The organism is Streptomyces sp. NPDC093064, from assembly GCF_044754605.1.
Classification (GTDB): Bacteria; Actinomycetota; Actinomycetes; order Streptomycetales; family Streptomycetaceae; genus Streptomyces.
The window spans coordinates 111,629-127,032 of sequence record NZ_JBIVPK010000009.1; the positions used below are offsets into that span (position 1 = coordinate 111,629).

Consider the following 15,404-nt stretch of genomic DNA (forward strand, 5'->3'; position numbering starts at 1 on the left):
GGTTCGGCGCGGGTCATGTGACCCCGTAGAACCTCTCCGTCTCCTCGACGGCGGCCTGGAACCGCTCGTCGAAGTCATCCCGAATGAGCGTCCGGACGACATAGTCCTGGACGCTCATTCCTCTTTTCGCGGCGTGGCGCCTGAGCCGTTCGAGCAGCTCGTGGTCCATGCGCAGGCTGAGCACACTGGTCCCCATGGACACGAGGGTCGCGGGACTTTCCCGCGCGAGGCGTGGTGTTTCGGGCGTGGATCACCCGAAAGAGTGATGTGATCTTCAGTGGCGGGAGTCACGGGCGTAGAGGTGTGTTCGCGGTGGTATTTAGCGAGGGTAATGAGTTAAGCTAAAGAACATGCCGGACCTCACCCATGGCGACGACGCTGCCGCCGTGAACTCCCTGCGCTCCGCCGTGATGCGGTTGTCCCGTCGACTCAAGCACCAGCGTGTCGACGAGTCGCTGAGCCCCACCGAGATGTCGGTGCTGGGCACCCTGTCCAACTGCGGGAGCGCCACACCGGGCGAGCTCGCCCGCAAGGAGCACGTGCAGCCGCCGTCAATGACCCGCATCGTGGCGCTGCTCGAGGCCAAGGGGCTGGTCAGCCTGGAGCCGCACCCCGAGGACCGGCGCCAGAAGGTGGTCACGAGGACCGCCCAGGCCGAAACCATGCTGGAGGAGAGCCGCCGCAAGCGGAACGCCTTCCTGGCGGGCCTGGTCGAGGGTCTGGACGAGGACGAGTGGGCCAAACTGAGCGCCGCCGCCCCCGTATTGGAGAAGCTCGCACACCTGTAAACACGTACCGCTCGGCGAATGAGCAGCCGGCCAAGGAGGCGAACCCCTTTGAGTACGGGATCCGGAGCAGACTCCGCCCCCGCACCGACCACCCACGATTCCCCCACCGCCCCCGACACCCCCCGCAAGTCCTCGATGTTCAGCTCGCTGAGGGTCAGGAACTACCGCCTGTTCTTCCTGGGCCAGGTCGTCTCCAACACCGGCACCTGGATGCAGCGCATCGCGCAGGACTGGCTGGTCCTGAGCCTCACCGGCTCCTCGGCCGCCGTCGGTATCACCACGGCCCTCCAGTTCCTGCCGATGCTGCTCTTCGGCCTCTACGGCGGCGTCCTCGTCGACCGACTGCCCAAGCGGCCCACGCTGCTCGTCACCCAGTCGGCCATGGCCGTCACCGGCCTCGCGCTCGCCGTACTCACCCTCACCGGCCAGGTCCAGGTGTGGCACGTCTACCTCGCCGCGTTCGCGGTGGGCCTCGCCACGGTCGTCGACAATCCGGCCCGCCAGTCCTTCGTCTCGGAGATGGTCGGCCCGCAGCAGCTCCAGAACGCGGTCAGCCTGAACTCCGCGAACTTCCAGTCCGCCCGTCTGGTCGGCCCCGCCGTTGCGGGCGTGATGATCACCGGCGTGGGCACCGGCTGGGCGTTCCTCGCCAACGGCCTGTCCTTCGTCGCCCCCATCGTCGGCCTGCTGCTGATGCGCACCCGTGAGCTGCACGTCGTCGAGCGCGCGCCGCGCGGCAAGGGCCAGCTCCGCGAGGGCCTGCGCTACGTCGCCGGCCGCCCCGAGCTGATCTGGCCGATCGTCCTGGTCGGCTTCATCGGCACCTTCGGCTTCAACTTCCCGGTGTGGCTGTCGGCCTACGCCGAGGACGTCTTCCACTCCGGAGCAGGCGCCTACAGCCTCTTCAACACCGTGATGGCGGTCGGCTCCCTGGTCGGCGCCCTGCTCGCGGCCCGCCGCGGCACCGCCCGGCTGCGCGTGCTCATCGCGGCCGCCGCGGCCTTCGGCGCGCTGGAGGTCGTCGCCGCGCTGGCCCCGTCGTACTGGCTGTTCGCACTGCTGATGGCGCCCATCGGGATCTTCGGCCTGACGGTCAACGTGACGGCGAACACCGCGGTGCAGATGGGCACCGACCCGGCCATGCGCGGTCGGGTGATGGCCCTGTTCATGATGGTCTTCATGGGCGGTACGCCGCTGGGCGCGCCCCTCGTCGGCTGGATCACCGACGCCTACGGCGCCCGCGTCGGCTTCGCCGTGGGCGGTGTCGTCTCGCTCGCCGCGGCCGCCACCATAGGTCTGGTCCTGGCCCGCGCCGGCGGTCTGCGCCTGTCGTTCGGCTGGAACCGCGGACACCCCCGCGTGGACCTCGTCCCCCGAGAGCACCGAAAGGAACTGGCCGCCGTGGCGTAGCCCGGGTGCGTCCGGTCCGCCGGGCAGGGGTCAGTCGCGAGGGAACTCGTCGGTCTTGAGGACGAGGCCGACCGGGGTGTCGTTCAGGTCGATCTCGTCACCGAAGTCGAGGCTGAGGACACCGCGGTACTCGCCGTCCTTGGGCAGGGTGTGCAGATGCCATGTGCCGGTGTACGGGTCCACGATCAGGTACACCGGCACTCCGGCGGCCGCGAACGCGTCCTTCTTCGGACCGTGGTCGTTCCTGGCGGTGCCCTGGGAGATCACCTCGGCGACCAGCTCGACGTCCCCGGGACGCCAGTGACCCTTCTCGTCCGTCCGGGCGCTCTCCGCGAGTGCCACGACGTCGGACGCGAAGCCGTTGAGGTGTCCGGGATAGTCGATGCGGACGTCGGACTTCACGCGCTTGCGCGGGTACTTGGCGCGCAACTGCTCGACGATGTCCAGGATGATCTCCCAGTGGGTGTCGCGCTGTGGCGTCACGAAGATGCCCCCCCCGACGATCTCGGCCTTGAGACCCTCGGGGATGTGCATCTGCTCCAGCCACTTGAACATCTCGTCGAGGGTGGGCCCGTCGCTGTGGTCGGCCATCTCGATCCTGTCTGCCAGAACAGTCACCGTGCCGCTCCTCCCCGCTGCTGCCTGGTCGCATGCAGCCGCGCGGTACAACGATACGCACGGTGACCAGGTCACGTCCGGGAGCGCGGCGGGACACTGGGCCCATGAGACTGTTCGCCGCCGTACTGCCCCCGCGGGACGTGCTCGGCGCGCTCGCGGACGAGATCGCCGGGTTGCGGAAGCTGCCGGGCGCGGACCGGCTGCGCTGGACGCAGCGGCCCGCCTGGCACTTCACGCTCGCCTTCTACGGCGAGGTCGGTGAGGAGGTCGTACCCGAGCTGTCGGCCCGCCTGGAGAAGGCCGCACACCGGACCGGGGTCTTCTCGCTCGCCCTGCGTGGGGGAGGGCAGTTCGGGCGCGGCAAGGCGCTGTGGACGGGGGCGGAGGGCGACCTCGCGACCCTGCGGCTGCTGGCCGACCGCGCGGAGGCGGCGGCGCGGAAGACGGGTGTGCCGATGAAGGAGCACCGCCCCTACCAGGCCCACCTGACGGTGGCGCGCAGCCGGGACGGCCTGGACGTACGGCCGTACGTCCAGGCGCTGCGGGACTTCACGAGCGGTGCGTGGACCGTGGAGGAGCTGGTCCTCGTGCGCAGCCTGCTGCCGAGGTCCGGGGTGCAGGGGGAGCAGCCCCGCTACGAGCCGGTCGGCCGCTGGCCACTGCGGGGGGCCGGTTAGTCTCGAGTACGTGGACCCGAAAACCCGGAACCGGATCATGGCCGGTGCGCTCGTGCTGATGCTCGCCGTCGTCGCCCTGGCGTCCGCGCTCGGCAGGTGACGCGGAGCACGGACGCCAGGGCCGGTACGGCCGCTCGGGCGGCGCGGGAGGTGCCTACCAGGCGAAGGCCTCCGGCGACGGACCCGGTCCCGGGAAGATCTCGTCGAGTCCGGCCGGCAGTTCCCCGCTCAGCTCCGGCTCGACCGCCCGCAGCGCCGACGCGAGCTGCTCGGCGGTGCGCGGGCCGACGATCGGGCCGGTCACGCCGGGCCGGGTGAACAGCCAGGCCAGCGCGACCTCGCCACTCGAACTTCGATGACGCACGCTCAAGGTTCCATGGCACTGGACAACGACACTGGCGGTGGTAGGAGCCATGGCGGAGTTCGAGCGCAGCCTCATCAAGGAGCGCACCCGCGCCGGACTCGACGCAGCCAAGGCACAGAGGCGTACCGGTGGACGGCCGTCCGTCGTGAACGAGGACGTGTTGACCGTGGCCCGCGCGAGGAAGGCGAAGCGTCAGCGCCATCGCCAAGGCTCGGGGCGTCTCCCGGGCCACGCTGTACCGCCACCTCGGAGACGACTCCTGACGGCGGCACCTGATGCCCTTGCCTGGAGCGGGCTCGAAGCAGTTGGCTTGTGGTCCATGAAGTACACGCAGCTCGGACGCACGGGACTCAAGGTCAGCCGACTCGTTCTCGGCACGATGAACTTCGGTCCGCAGACAGACGAATCAACCAGCCACGGCATCATGGACGCCGCTCTCGACGCGGGTCTGAACTTTGTAGACACCGCCAACGTCTATGGGTGGGGTGAGAACAAGGGCCGCACCGAGGAGATCATCGGTACTTGGTTCGCCCAGGGTGGCGGGCGGCGCGACAGGACGGTCCTCGCCACCAAGGTGTACGGGAACATGGCGGGCGACGGGGACGTCTGGCCCAACCACGACAAGCTCTCCGCGGTGAACATCCGCCGGGCCGTCGACGCCTCCCTCAAGCGGCTGCAGACCGACTACATCGACATCTACCAGTTCCATCACATCGACCGGTCGACGCCGTTCGAGGAGATCTGGCAGGCGATCGACGTCCTGGTCCAGCAGGGCAAGATCCTCTACGCCGGGTCGTCCAACTTCCCCGGCTACAAGATCGCCCAAGCCAACGAGCTGGCTGCCCGGCACGGCCGCATGGGCCTGGTCAGCGAGCAGTGCCTCTACAACCTCGCTGAGCGCCGCGCCGAGATGGAGGTCATCCCGGCGGCCCAGGACTACGGCCTCGGTGTCATCCCCTGGTCTCCGCTGCACGGAGGACTGCTCGGCGGCGTCCTCAAGAAGGAGGCAACGCAGGGGCGCCGGGCGAGCGGCCGCGCTGCCGACGCGCTCAAGGACACCAAGACACGCGAGCAGATCCAGGCGTACGAGAACCTCCTCGACAAGCACGGCCTGGAGCCCGGTGAAGCGGCGCTCGCCTGGCTGCTGACCCGCCCCGGCGTCACAGGCCCGATCGTCGGCCCCCGCACGCAGGAGCAGCTGGACTCGGCGCTGCGCGCCCTGGAGCTGGAGCTGAGCGAGGAGCTGCTGACGTCTCTGGACGAGATCTTCCCCGGTTCCGGACCGTCTCCCGAAGCCTTCGCATGGTGAGGTAGCGGGTCTGTGTGAGGGGCCGTCGCCTTCTGCTTGCGTTCGAAGCGAGTTGGAGGCGGCGGCTTCGTCGTTTCCACTCGGGGTCCGCATGAGCGGTGAGCGTCAGCGATGCGCTGCTGTGCAACCTGGCGTCAAAGTTGCCAGTTGGCGGTGTGGCAGCGCAGATGCCAAGAGGAGAAGCCGACGCGGCTCACCCCCCGTATTCCCCACCCCACCCCCACTCCTGGTGCAGCGCCCCCGCGAACGCCGCCGCGATCTTGTGCTCGCCGCTTTCGTTCGGGTGGGTGCCGTCGTAGGTGTCCGTGTGGGTGTCGTACGCCGGCGGCGGGGGCGTCAGGAGCAGCGGGGAGCCGGGTTCGTCCAGGCCGGCCACAGTCTCGGCCAGCAGCTCGTTGAAGCGGTCCACCTCCGCGGCGAAGAGCGGGTCGGCCTCGGCGCGGATGTTCGTGATCACCGGGAGCAGGACCGCGCGGATACGCGCGTCGGCGGCCCGCGCCTGTGCCACGAAGGCCTTCACGTGCACCGCCGTCTGCTCGGCGTTCGTGTAGAAGCCCAGGTCGATCAGGCCGAGCGAGACCAGCAGCACATCCGCGCGGCACTCGCGTACCGCGTCGCCGACGAGCGGGACCATGTGCCCCCAGCCCTCGCCCCAGCCGGCCAGATGGGCGCGGGGGAAGTCCGGATCGGCGTAGGCGAGGGAGGTCGGCGCGTCCGCCGACTTGTCGTAGAGCGTCTCGCGCGGGCCGACGAGGGTGAACGGACCGCCGTGCGTCGCGCACAGGTGCTGCCACAGGCGGTAACGCCAGGTGTGCTCGCCCGCGCTGCCGATCGTCATGGAGTCGCCGACGGGCATGAACCTGAGCATCCGCTCATCATGGACGATGGGCGGGGACGGTGCGATGTGAGGCCCACCACGCAGTGTGAACATCCGTGCGGGATGGCAGGCTTGGGGGATGCGCCGACCGTTCGCCCTGCTTGCCGGGGCCCTTCTCGCGGGTGCGCTCGCCGCGCCCGCCGCCCTCGCCGCCGACGGTGACGACGGGTTCACGATCAAGGACCCGCGGATCAAGGAGTCCAGCGGCCTCGCGGCCTCGCACCTGCATCCGGGCGTTTACTGGACGCACAACGACAGCGGCTACGGCCCGCAGATCTACGCCGTGGACGGCAGGACCGGCGAGACCGTCGCCACCGTCACCCTCAGCGGCATCGGCAAGCCCCGCGACATGGAGGCCATCTCCATCGGGCCCGGCAACCAGATCTACGTCGGCGACATCGGCGACAACCTCGACGGCACCTGGCCGTACGTGTGGATCTACCGGCTGCCCGAGCCGAAGGAGCTGAAGGACCAGACGATCCGGGCCACGCAGTACGTCGTGAAGTACGCGGACGGGCCGCGCAACGCCGAGTCGATGGTCGTGCACCCGAAGACGGGGCGCGTCTACATCATCGACAAGAAGGAGGACGGCGGCCACCTCTACGAGGGCCCGGCCGAGCTGTCCTCCTCGGGCACGAACGTCTTCAAGCCGATCGCCCCCGTCGACCTGTGGGCCACCGACGCCGCCCTCTCCCCGGACGGCACGCACCTCGCCGTGCGCGGCTACTTCGGCGGCATCCACTACGACTGGAACGGCGGCAGGATCAAGCGCGCGGGCCGGCTCGACGTGCCGCTTCAGGGGCAGGGGGAGTCCGCCACCTACAGCGTGGACGGCACGAAGCTCCTGTACGGCAGCGAGGGCTCCGAGAGCCCGGTGCAGGTGCGCGACGCGCCGGATGCCGACGGGTCCGCCAAGTCGCCGTCCCGGCAGGGCGGTTCGAACTCCGTCGGGGCCGGTCAGGGCGGAGGCGGCCGCTTCGGCGCGGGCACCGTCGCCGTGGTGGCCGGTGCGGTGGCCGCGGTGTGGGGGTTGGGGCGTTTGTTGCGTCGGCGCTCTTGACGGGTGGTCGCCACCTGACTTCCACTGGGAGGCGCGGGTGTGTGGGAGCGCTCCCACTCGTTCCGGTCCCGCGGCCCCCTCGGGAGGAAGCAGCAACATGTTCCGCACCTTGCGAAGAGCGCTCTGCGCCGCCGCGGCGCTCCTGTTACCGCTGGGCCTGGGACTCGGCCTGCCGGCCACCGCGCACGCGGCCCCCACCGCGGGCGGCGTCGGCTACTGGCACACCAGCGGACGCCAGATCCTGGACGCGTCCGGACAGTCCGTCCGGATCGCCGGCATCAACTGGTTCGGCTTCGAGACCAGCAACCAGGTCGTCCACGGCCTGTGGTCCCGCGACTACAAGAGCATGATCGACCAGATGAAGTCGCTGGGCTACAACACCATCCGGCTGCCCTACAGCGACGACATCCTCAAGTCCGGCGCGATGCCCTCGAGCATCGACTTCTCCGCCGGCAAGAACGCCGACCTGCAGGGGCTGACCTCCCTCCAGGTCATCGACAAGCTCGTAGCGTACGCCGGCCAGGACGGCCTGAAGGTCATCCTCGACCGCCACCGGCCGGACTCGGGCGGCCAGTCGGCCCTCTGGTACACCGCCTCCGTCCCCGAGTCGACGTGGATCGCCAACCTCAAGTCGCTGGCGACCCGTTACAAGGGCAACGCCACGGTCATCGGCATCGACCTGCACAACGAGCCCCACGACCCGGCCTGCTGGGGCTGCGGCGACCAGGCGACCGACTGGCGGCTGGCCGCCGAGCGGGCCGGCAACGCGGTCCTCTCCGCCAACCCCGACCTGCTGATCTTCGTCGAGGGCATCCAGACCTTCAACGGCGTCTCCGGCTGGTGGGGCGGCAACCTGATGGGCGTCGGCCAGTACCCGGTACGCCTCGACGTGGCCAACCGGGTCGTGTACTCCGCCCACGACTACGCCACCAGCGTCGCCCAGCAGAGCTGGTTCAGCGACCCGTCCTTCCCCAACAACATGCCCGGCATCTGGGACAAGTACTGGGGCTACATCTTCAAGCAGAACATCGCCCCCGTCTGGGTCGGCGAGTTCGGCACCACGCTCCAGCCCACGGTGGACCAGAAGTGGCTGGCGGCGCTGGTGAGTTACCTGCGCCCGACCTCGACGTACGGCGGCGACTCCTTCCACTGGACGTTCTGGTCCTGGAACCCCAACTCCGGTGACACCGGCGGGATCCTGAAGGACGACTGGCAGAGCGTGGACACGGTGAAGGACGGCTATCTGGCGACCGTCAAGGCACCGGGCTTCCCGAGCACCGGGGGCGGCGGCGACAACGGCGGCGGTGACGGCGGCGGCAAGGCCGCCTGCCGGGCCGCCTACGTCGTCAGCAGCGACTGGGGCAGCGGCTTCAACGCCGATGTGACGGTGACCAACACGGGCACCACCGCGATCAAGTCCTGGAAGGTGACCTGGACCTGGAGCGGGCCCCAGAAGGTCACCAACATGTGGAACGCGTCGTACACCCAGAGCGGGGGGACCGTGACGGCGGTCAACGCCGCCCACAACGGGGCGATCGCGGCCAATGGTTCGACCGCCTTCGGCTTCGGTGGCGCGCCCGGGGGCGGGGGTGTGCCGAGCGTGAGCTGCACGGCGTCCTGACGACCGCGAGGCGCCCGGTGCTCGACGCCGGGCGCCTCACGGTTGCGGCCTGTCGTCGACCGGACGGCGTCCGGTCGTCCTGGTGCCCACCCGCGGATGTCGGAAACTGATCCATTCGGAGGAGCGTCTTGGATGGCGAGGCCGAGTGGATGGGAAGCCAGGGTGGGTCGGGAACGGGCGGGCGGCGGTGCGGCAGCGGCGGTGAGGGCGGTGGTCCCCCCGTGGGCGCGGCGCCGGGCGGGGCGGCGTGCTCCCGGCCAGGAGGCGCAGGGGGACGCGGGGCACCGGTCGGCGTGGCGGCGGGGGCGGGTGCTCGCCGCGCTCGCGGCGCTGACGGCCGGGCTGCTGGCGTTCCACCGTGCTGTGCCCAACTCGGCGGGCCGCCTGGGCAGTCTGCTGGAGGCGTTCCTGCCGTGGCTCGGCCTGGTGGTCGTGGTGCTGTTCGCCCTCGCGCTGCTGCGCCGTTCGGCCGTGGCGCTGGTGGCTCTGCTGCTGCCGGTGGCGGCCTGGACATACCTCTTCGGCGGGCTGTTCCTGCCCGGGCCGGCGCCCGGCGCGCGCCAACTGGTCGTGGTGCAGCACAACGTCAGCGACGAGAACGCCGATCCGGCGGGCACGGCCCGCGCCCTGGCCGACGCCGGGCCCGACCTCATCGCGCTGGAGGAGCTGGTGCCCCCGGCGCTGTCGGTCTACGAGAGGACCCTCGCCGCCGCCTACCCGTACCACGAGGTCCGGGGCACCGTCGGACTCTGGTCGAGGCATCCGCTCAGCGGCACCCGGCTCCTCGACATCAAGCCCCGGGGGATCACGGAGGCATGGAGCCGCGGGCTGCGGACCGTGGTGCACGCCCCGCACGGCCGGATCGCGGCCTACGTGGCACACCTGCCCTCCCTCCGCGTCCGGGCGAGCGGCCTCGCGTCCGCCCGGCGCGACGAGAGCGCCCTGCTGCTGGGCGAGGCCGTGGCCGCCGAGGAGCTGAGAACGGTGATCCTGCTGGGCGACCTCAACGGCACGGTCGAGGACCGCGGGCTGGCCCCGCTGACCTCGCGGCTGAACGTCGCGGAACGGGGCTTCGCCCTCAGCTTCCCCGCCGCCTTCCCGCTGGCCCGGATCGACCAGGTCATGGCGCGCTCGGCGGCCGTCGCCCACATCCGCACCCTGCCCGCCACCGGCAGCGACCACCTGCCGGTCGCCGCCCGGATCGAACTGGACTGAGAGCGTCCGACCCGGACCGACAGGAGGCACGGACCGGCAGGAGGCACGGACCGGCAGGGGCGCGGACCGCGAGGGGCGCCCGGCGGATGCAGACCGCCGGGCGCCCTTCGCCGTCGTGTGCGGGGACGGCTACAGCTTCTCGATCACGTGGTCGACGCACTTCGTCAGGGCCTCGACGTCCGCCGGGTCGATGGCCGGGAACATCGCGATGCGCAGCTGGTTGCGGCCGAGCTTGCGGTAGGGCTCGGTGTCCACGATGCCGTTGGCGCGCAGGACCTTGGCGACGGCGGCGGCGTCGATCTCGTCGGAGAAGTCGATCGTGCCGATGACCTGGGAGCGCTTGGCCGGGTCGGTGACGAACGGGGTCGCGTACTTGGATTCCTCAGCCCAGGCGTAGAGACGGGAGGAGGAGTCCTTGGTGCGGGCCGTGGACCAGGCGAGGCCGCCCTGGCCGTTGAGCCACTCCAGCTGCTGGTTGAGCAGGAAGAGGGTGGCCAGCGCCGGGGTGTTGTACGTCTGGTTCTTGCGGGAGTTGTCGATCGCCGTGGGCAGCGAGAAGAACTCCGGGACGTGGCGGCCGGAGGCGTGGACGCGCTCGGCGCGTTCGAGCGCGGCCGGGGAGAACACGCCGATCCACAGGCCGCCGTCGGAGGCGAAGGACTTCTGCGGGGCGAAGTAGTAGACGTCGGTCTCGGCGATGTCGACCGGGAGGCCGCCGGCGCCGGAGGTGGCGTCGACCAGGACCAGGGCGCCCTCGTCGGCGCCGGCCACGCGCTTGATGGGCATGGCGACACCGGTGGAGGTCTCGTTGTGCGTGAAGGCGTAGACGTCGACGCCCGCCTCGGCCCGCGGCTCCGGGTGCGTGCCGGGGTCGGAGGAGACGACGGTGGGCTCGGCGAGCCAGGGGGCGAGCTTGGCGGCCTTGGCGAACTTCGAGCTGAACTCGCCGAAGGTGAGGTGCTGCGACTTGTTCTCGATCAGTCCGTGGGTCGCGATGTCCCAGAACGCCGTCGAGCCGCCGTTGCCGAGCACGACCTCGTAGCCGTCGGGGAGCCGGAACAGCTCGCGAATGCCCTCGCGCACCTGGCCGACCAGGTTCTTGACCGGGGCCTGGCGGTGGGAGGTGCCCATGAGGGATGCGCCGGTGGCGGCGAGGGCGTCCAGCGCCTCGGTCCGCACCTTGGAGGGTCCCGCGCCGAAACGTCCGTCCGCGGGCTTGATGTCAGAGGGAATCTGGATCTCAGCCACGAACGGGAGAGTAGCGGGTCGGAGAAATCCGGGTGAAACGCATTCCGCCGGGTGAGACGGCCGCCGAATCGATCGCGTGCATGCTGGACGCATGACCGATCTCGCGGATCTTTCGGAGCTTCGGGCGGAGCTGCGCCGGGCCGTGCGCGGGGAGGTGGCGTTCGACGCCACCTCACGGGCGCTGGTCACCATGGACGCGTCCAACTACCGGCGGGTCCCGCTGGGTGTGGTGGCTCCGCGGGACGCCGACGACGTGGCGGCGGTGCTGGAGGTCTGCCGGGCGCGCGGAGTGCCGGTGGTCGCCCGGGGCGGCGGGACGTCGATCGCGGGCCAGGCGACCGGGACGGGGGTGGTGCTGGACTTCACCCGGCACATGAACCGGGTGCTGGCGCTCGACCCCGGGGAGCGGACCGCCGTCGTCCAGCCGGGCGTGGTCCTGGACCGGCTCCAGGAGGCCGCCGCACCGCACGGGCTGCGCTTCGGCCCCGACCCCTCCACGCACAGCCGGTGCACGCTCGGCGGGATGATCGGCAACAACTCGTGCGGCTCCCATTCGGTGGCCTGGGGGACGACCGCGGACAGCGTGCGGGAGCTGTCGGTGCTCACCGCGCGCGGGCGGAGGCTGCGGCTCGGGCGCGAGTGGGCCGGGGCACCGGACGGGTTGCGGGAGCTGGTGGAGAGCGAACTCGCCCGGCTGCGCACCGGCTTCCCGCGACTGCCCCGCCGTATCTCCGGGTACGCCCTGGACGCCGTGCTGCCCGAGAACGGCGCGGACGTGGCGCGCTCCTTCTGCGGCTCGGAGGGCACTCTCGGCGTGCTGACGGAAGCGGTCGTACGGCTCGTCGAGACGCCCCCCGCGCGCGTGCTGGCCGTGCTGGGATACGCCGACGAGGGCGCCGCCGCCGACGCCGCGGCCGGACTGCTGCCGCACAGGCCGCTGACGGTGGAGGGGATGGCACGGGACCTGGTGCCCTCCGCGGCGGCCGGGCTGCCGCGCGGGGACGCCTGGCTGTTCGTGGAGACGGGCGGGGAGACGGCGGCGCAGGCACGCGCGCCTGCGGAGGCGATCGCGCGGGCGGCCGACGCCGTGGACGCCGCGATCGTCGAGGACCCGGCCGCGCAGCGCGCGCTGTGGCGGATCCGGGAGGACGCGAGCGGGACGGCCACCCGGATGCCGGACGGCACAGAGGCGTGGCCGGGGTGGGAGGACTGTGCGGTGCCGCCGGAGCGGCTGGGCGCGTATCTGCGGCGGTTCCGGGAGCTGCTGGCCGCCCACGGGCTGCGGGGCGCACCGTACGGGCACTTCGGGGACGGCTGCATCCACGTCCGTATCGACTTCGACCTGCTGACCCCGGCCGGGATCGGCCGGTTCCGGCGGTTCTCGCAGGAGCTGGCCGAGCTGGTGGTGGCGCACGGCGGTTCGCTGTCCGGGGAGCACGGGGACGGGCAGGCGCGCGCTGAGCTGCTGCCGACGATGTACGGCGAGCGGATGGTGGCCCTCTTCGAGCGGGTCAAGGGACTGTGGGACCCCGACGACCTGCTCAATCCCGGGATGCTGGTCCGTCCGGCGCCCCTGGACGCGAACCTGCGCTTCGCCGTGCTGCCGCGCCGCCCGGTCGATGTGGCCTTCGGCTACACGGCCGACCAGGGGGACTTCTCGGCGGCGGTGCGCCGGTGCGTCGGGGTCGCGAAGTGCCGTACGACCGAGGTGTCGGGCGCCGCGGTCATGTGCCCCTCCTTCCGGGTCACGGGCGAGGAGGAGCACTCCACGCGCGGGCGTGCCCGGCTGCTGCACGAGATGCTCGCCGGTGAGGTGGTGACCGACGGCTGGCGGTCGGTGGAGGTCCGGGACGCGCTCGACCTGTGCCTGTCGTGCAAGGGGTGCCGTTCGGACTGCCCGGTCGGGGTCGACATGGCCACGTACAAGGCGGAGTTCCTGCACCACCACTACGCCGGACGGCGCCGCCCGGCCGCCCACTACGCCCTGGGGTGGCTTCCGGTGTGGCTGCGCTGGACCGCCCGTACGCGCACCGCGCCACTGCTGAACGCGCTCGCCGCACTGCGGCCGCTCGCGTCGGCCGTGAAACGGCTCGGCGGAATCACACCCGAACGAGGGATCCCGCGATTGGCCCGCGAGCCGTTCACCCGATGGTGGCGCACGCGGGCGGACGCACGGGCGGACGCCGGGGAGGGAGCGGGCGATCTGGTCGTCCTGTGGCCGGACACCTTCACCGAGCACCTCTCGCCGTCCGTGGGCCGGGCGGCCGTACGCGTGCTGGAGGCGGCCGGGCTGCGGGTGGCGCTCCCGCCGACCCTGCGCCTGCGCCGCCCTCCGGTGGGCGACGGAAGCTCGGCGCTGCTGAACCCCGTGTCCGTCCTGCGGGGCCGTGGCCGCGTCTGCTGCGGCCTGACGTACGTCTCCACCGGCCAGTTGGAACGGGCCCGCGCGGTGCTGCGCCGCACCCTCGACCTGATGGAACCGGTGCTGGAGACCGCCGCCCCGGTCGTCGTCCTGGAACCGAGCTGCGCCGCCGCCCTGCGCACCGACCTGCCGGAGCTGCTGCCCGACGACCCGCGGGCCCGCCGCCTGGCCGACCGCGTCCTGACCTTCGCAGAGGCCCTGCGGCGCCACGCCCCCGGCTGGACCCCGCCCCGCCTGGACCGCCCGGTCGCCGGCCAGACCCACTGCCACCAGCACGCCGTGCTCGGCGACGCGGCCGACCGGTACCTGCGCGAGGCGGCCGGCCTGACCGGCGAACTGTCCGGCGGCTGCTGCGGCCTGGCCGGGAACTTCGGCTTCGAGAAGGGCCACTGGGAGGTGTCGGCCGCCTGCGCCGAGGAACAGCTCCTGCCGTCGGTACGGCGGGCCCCGGACGGCGCGGTGGTCCTCGTGGACGGCTTCTCGTGCCGCACCCAGCTGGACCAGCTGGCCGGAGTACGGGGACGTCATCTGGCGGAGGTGCTGGCGGAGGGACTGGAAGGACCGGAGTGACAGGACGGCCGGGAGGCGCGCGGCGGCTCGTGACCGTGGGGCCGCCGAGGGACTGGAGGGACACCGGGACCGTGACCGGACGCCGGGCGGGCGTGCGGTGTCGCCGCGGGAGGGGTACGTCGGCCTGTGAACCGTGGGGACGGGCGGGGCATCGTGGACAGTGGTGTACGGGTTCACGCCCCTGACCGCGTCCACTACCCTGGACCCATCAGTACATCGCGATGAACAAACCCCTAGCCCCGTAACTGGACCGCCCCGTGACCACGCCCAGCGCCGCCACCCCTTCCTCGCCGTCCCCGGTCGCCTCCGCACCGGCCACCGCGCCCTCGCCCGGATCCCCGGGCCGTTTCGGCTCGCTCGGCCCGGTCGGGCTGGTGCTGGCCGGGGGCATCTCGGTGCAGTTCGGCGCTGCGGTGGCCGTGACGCTGATGCCGCGGGCGGGCGCGCTCGGCGTGGTGACCCTGCGGCTGCTGGTGGCCGCGATCGTGCTGCTGCTGGTCTGCCGGCCCCGGCTGCGCGGGCACTCGCGCGCCGACTGGGGCACGGTCGTCGTCTTCGGTGTCGCGATGGCCGGGATGAACGGCCTCTTCTACCAGGCCGCCGCCCGCATCCCGCTCGGCCCCGCCGTCACCCTCGAAGTGCTCGGCCCGCTCGCCCTGTCGGTGCTGGCCTCGCGCCGCCTGATCAACTTCGTGTGGGCCGCCCTGGCCCTGGCCGGCGTCTTCCTGCTCGGCGGCGGGAGTTTCGACAGCCTCGACCCCGTCGGCGTCGCCTTCGCGCTGAGCGCGGGCGTGATGTGGGCGGCGTACATCGTCTTCAGCGCCCGTACCGGCCGGCGCTTCCCGCAGGCCGACGGGCTGGCCCTGGCGATGGCGGTCGGCGCGCTGCTGTTCCTGCCGCTGGGGATCGCCGAGTCCGGGTCGAAGCTGCTCGTCCCGACGACGTTCGCCCTGGGCGCGGGGGTGGCGCTGCTGTCCTCCGTCCTGCCGTACACCCTCGAACTGCTCGCCCTGCGCCGGCTGCCCGCCTCCACCTTCGCCGTCCTCATGAGCCTGGAACCGGCCCTCGCCGCCACGGCCGGCTTCCTCATCCTCGGCCAGTCCCTCACCGCCCTCCAGGCCGTGGCCATCGTCCTGGTCATCGCGGCGAGCATGGGGGCGGTGCGGACCCAGGTGGCGCGGAGCAAGGCGCCGCTTCCGGAGGCGCACCCGTAACCGGTGCCGGT

General features: G+C 71.7%; 14 protein-coding genes and 1 pseudogene. 10 read left to right on the forward strand and 5 right to left on the reverse strand.

The window, feature by feature from the left end; translation table 11 throughout:
• Positions 1 to 13 precede the first annotated feature (13 nt).
• A complete protein-coding gene (locus ACIQFZ_RS13890; protein ID WP_402691282.1) occupies positions 14 to 196 on the reverse strand; it encodes a ribbon-helix-helix protein, CopG family in 183 nt (60 codons plus the stop codon).
• Positions 197 to 350: 154 nt separating this feature from the next.
• Here ACIQFZ_RS13890 and ACIQFZ_RS13895 point away from each other — a divergent pair, with 154 nt between their 5' ends.
• Together ACIQFZ_RS13895 and ACIQFZ_RS13900 are read left to right on the forward strand one after the other, a co-directional pair.
• Positions 351 to 788: a MarR family winged helix-turn-helix transcriptional regulator gene (locus tag ACIQFZ_RS13895; protein WP_100568981.1), complete on the forward strand. Its 438-nt coding sequence runs from the start codon at positions 351 to 353 to the stop codon at positions 786 to 788.
• 48 nt (positions 789 to 836) lie between these two features.
• Positions 837 to 2,198: an MFS transporter gene (locus ACIQFZ_RS13900; protein ID WP_365774949.1), complete on the forward strand. Its 1,362-nt coding sequence runs from the start codon at positions 837 to 839 to the stop codon at positions 2,196 to 2,198.
• Between the two features lie 30 nt (positions 2,199 to 2,228).
• On the opposite strand, the gene ACIQFZ_RS13905 is transcribed toward ACIQFZ_RS13900, so the two are convergent.
• Complete coding sequence (locus tag ACIQFZ_RS13905) at positions 2,229 to 2,816, reverse strand: Uma2 family endonuclease (RefSeq protein WP_402691283.1); 588 nt, start codon at positions 2,814 to 2,816, stop codon at positions 2,229 to 2,231.
• Between the two features lie 104 nt (positions 2,817 to 2,920).
• Here ACIQFZ_RS13905 and thpR point away from each other — a divergent pair, with 104 nt between their 5' ends.
• Entirely contained in the window at positions 2,921 to 3,493 is a 573-nt protein-coding gene (gene thpR, locus ACIQFZ_RS13910) for an RNA 2',3'-cyclic phosphodiesterase (RefSeq protein ID WP_365416708.1), read from the forward strand.
• A gap of 154 nt (positions 3,494 to 3,647) precedes the next feature.
• On the opposite strand, the pseudogene ACIQFZ_RS13915 reads toward thpR, so the two are convergent.
• Positions 3,648 to 3,842, reverse strand: a pseudogene (locus ACIQFZ_RS13915) (aldo/keto reductase); the annotation flags it as partial.
• 215 nt (positions 3,843 to 4,057) lie between these two features.
• Between ACIQFZ_RS13915 and ACIQFZ_RS13920 the strand changes: the two are divergent.
• Positions 4,058 to 4,120 (forward strand): hypothetical protein, encoded by a 63-nt coding sequence (locus tag ACIQFZ_RS13920; protein WP_402691332.1) that lies wholly within the window; start codon positions 4,058 to 4,060, stop codon positions 4,118 to 4,120.
• Between the two features lie 56 nt (positions 4,121 to 4,176).
• A complete protein-coding gene (locus ACIQFZ_RS13925) occupies positions 4,177 to 5,166 on the forward strand; it encodes an aldo/keto reductase (RefSeq protein ID WP_402691333.1) in 990 nt (329 codons plus the stop codon).
• A 193-nt stretch (positions 5,167 to 5,359) separates the two neighbouring features.
• On the opposite strand, the gene ACIQFZ_RS13930 is transcribed toward ACIQFZ_RS13925, so the two are convergent.
• Positions 5,360 to 6,034, reverse strand: coding sequence for a GDSL-type esterase/lipase family protein (locus tag ACIQFZ_RS13930; protein ID WP_402691284.1), 675 nt, complete (start codon positions 6,032 to 6,034; stop codon positions 5,360 to 5,362).
• Between the two features lie 88 nt (positions 6,035 to 6,122).
• Here ACIQFZ_RS13930 and ACIQFZ_RS13935 point away from each other — a divergent pair, with 88 nt between their 5' ends.
• The 3 genes from ACIQFZ_RS13935 (at position 6,123) to ACIQFZ_RS13945 (ending at position 9,939) form a co-directional block, all read left to right on the forward strand.
• Positions 6,123 to 7,103 (forward strand): WD40 repeat domain-containing protein, encoded by a 981-nt coding sequence (locus ACIQFZ_RS13935; protein WP_402691285.1) that lies wholly within the window; start codon positions 6,123 to 6,125, stop codon positions 7,101 to 7,103.
• A 97-nt stretch (positions 7,104 to 7,200) separates the two neighbouring features.
• Complete coding sequence (locus ACIQFZ_RS13940; protein ID WP_402691286.1) at positions 7,201 to 8,724, forward strand: cellulase family glycosylhydrolase; 1,524 nt, start codon at positions 7,201 to 7,203, stop codon at positions 8,722 to 8,724.
• Between the two features lie 309 nt (positions 8,725 to 9,033).
• A complete protein-coding gene (locus tag ACIQFZ_RS13945) occupies positions 9,034 to 9,939 on the forward strand; it encodes an endonuclease/exonuclease/phosphatase family protein (protein WP_376652099.1) in 906 nt (301 codons plus the stop codon).
• 129 nt (positions 9,940 to 10,068) lie between these two features.
• On the opposite strand, the gene serC is transcribed toward ACIQFZ_RS13945, so the two are convergent.
• Positions 10,069 to 11,187, reverse strand: a complete 1,119-nt coding sequence (gene serC, locus ACIQFZ_RS13950; RefSeq protein WP_365417318.1) for a phosphoserine transaminase — start codon at positions 11,185 to 11,187, stop codon at positions 10,069 to 10,071.
• A 91-nt stretch (positions 11,188 to 11,278) separates the two neighbouring features.
• On the opposite strand from serC, the gene ACIQFZ_RS13955 reads away from it, so the two are divergent.
• Together ACIQFZ_RS13955 and ACIQFZ_RS13960 are read left to right on the forward strand one after the other, a co-directional pair.
• Positions 11,279 to 14,179, forward strand: coding sequence for an FAD-binding and (Fe-S)-binding domain-containing protein (locus tag ACIQFZ_RS13955; protein WP_402691287.1), 2,901 nt, complete (start codon positions 11,279 to 11,281; stop codon positions 14,177 to 14,179).
• A 257-nt stretch (positions 14,180 to 14,436) separates the two neighbouring features.
• Entirely contained in the window at positions 14,437 to 15,393 is a 957-nt protein-coding gene (locus ACIQFZ_RS13960; protein ID WP_365774937.1) for an EamA family transporter, read from the forward strand.
• Positions 15,394 to 15,404: the final 11 nt, after the last annotated feature.

Excerpts from the sequence above, each read along its gene's own strand:
- ACIQFZ_RS13890 (WP_402691282.1), bottom strand. The coding sequence starts at position 196 with ATGGGGACCAGTGTGCTCAGCCTGCGCATGGACCACGAGCTGCTCGAA.
- ACIQFZ_RS13895 (WP_100568981.1), top strand. The coding sequence starts at position 351 with ATGCCGGACCTCACCCATGGCGACGACGCTGCCGCCGTGAACTCCCTG.
- thpR (WP_365416708.1), top strand. The coding sequence starts at position 2,921 with ATGAGACTGTTCGCCGCCGTACTGCCCCCGCGGGACGTGCTCGGCGCG.
- ACIQFZ_RS13925 (WP_402691333.1), top strand. The coding sequence starts at position 4,177 with ATGAAGTACACGCAGCTCGGACGCACGGGACTCAAGGTCAGCCGACTC.
- ACIQFZ_RS13930 (WP_402691284.1), bottom strand. The coding sequence starts at position 6,034 with ATGCTCAGGTTCATGCCCGTCGGCGACTCCATGACGATCGGCAGCGCG.
- ACIQFZ_RS13935 (WP_402691285.1), top strand. The coding sequence starts at position 6,123 with ATGCGCCGACCGTTCGCCCTGCTTGCCGGGGCCCTTCTCGCGGGTGCG.
- ACIQFZ_RS13940 (WP_402691286.1), top strand. The coding sequence starts at position 7,201 with ATGTTCCGCACCTTGCGAAGAGCGCTCTGCGCCGCCGCGGCGCTCCTG.
- ACIQFZ_RS13955 (WP_402691287.1), top strand. The coding sequence starts at position 11,279 with ATGACCGATCTCGCGGATCTTTCGGAGCTTCGGGCGGAGCTGCGCCGG.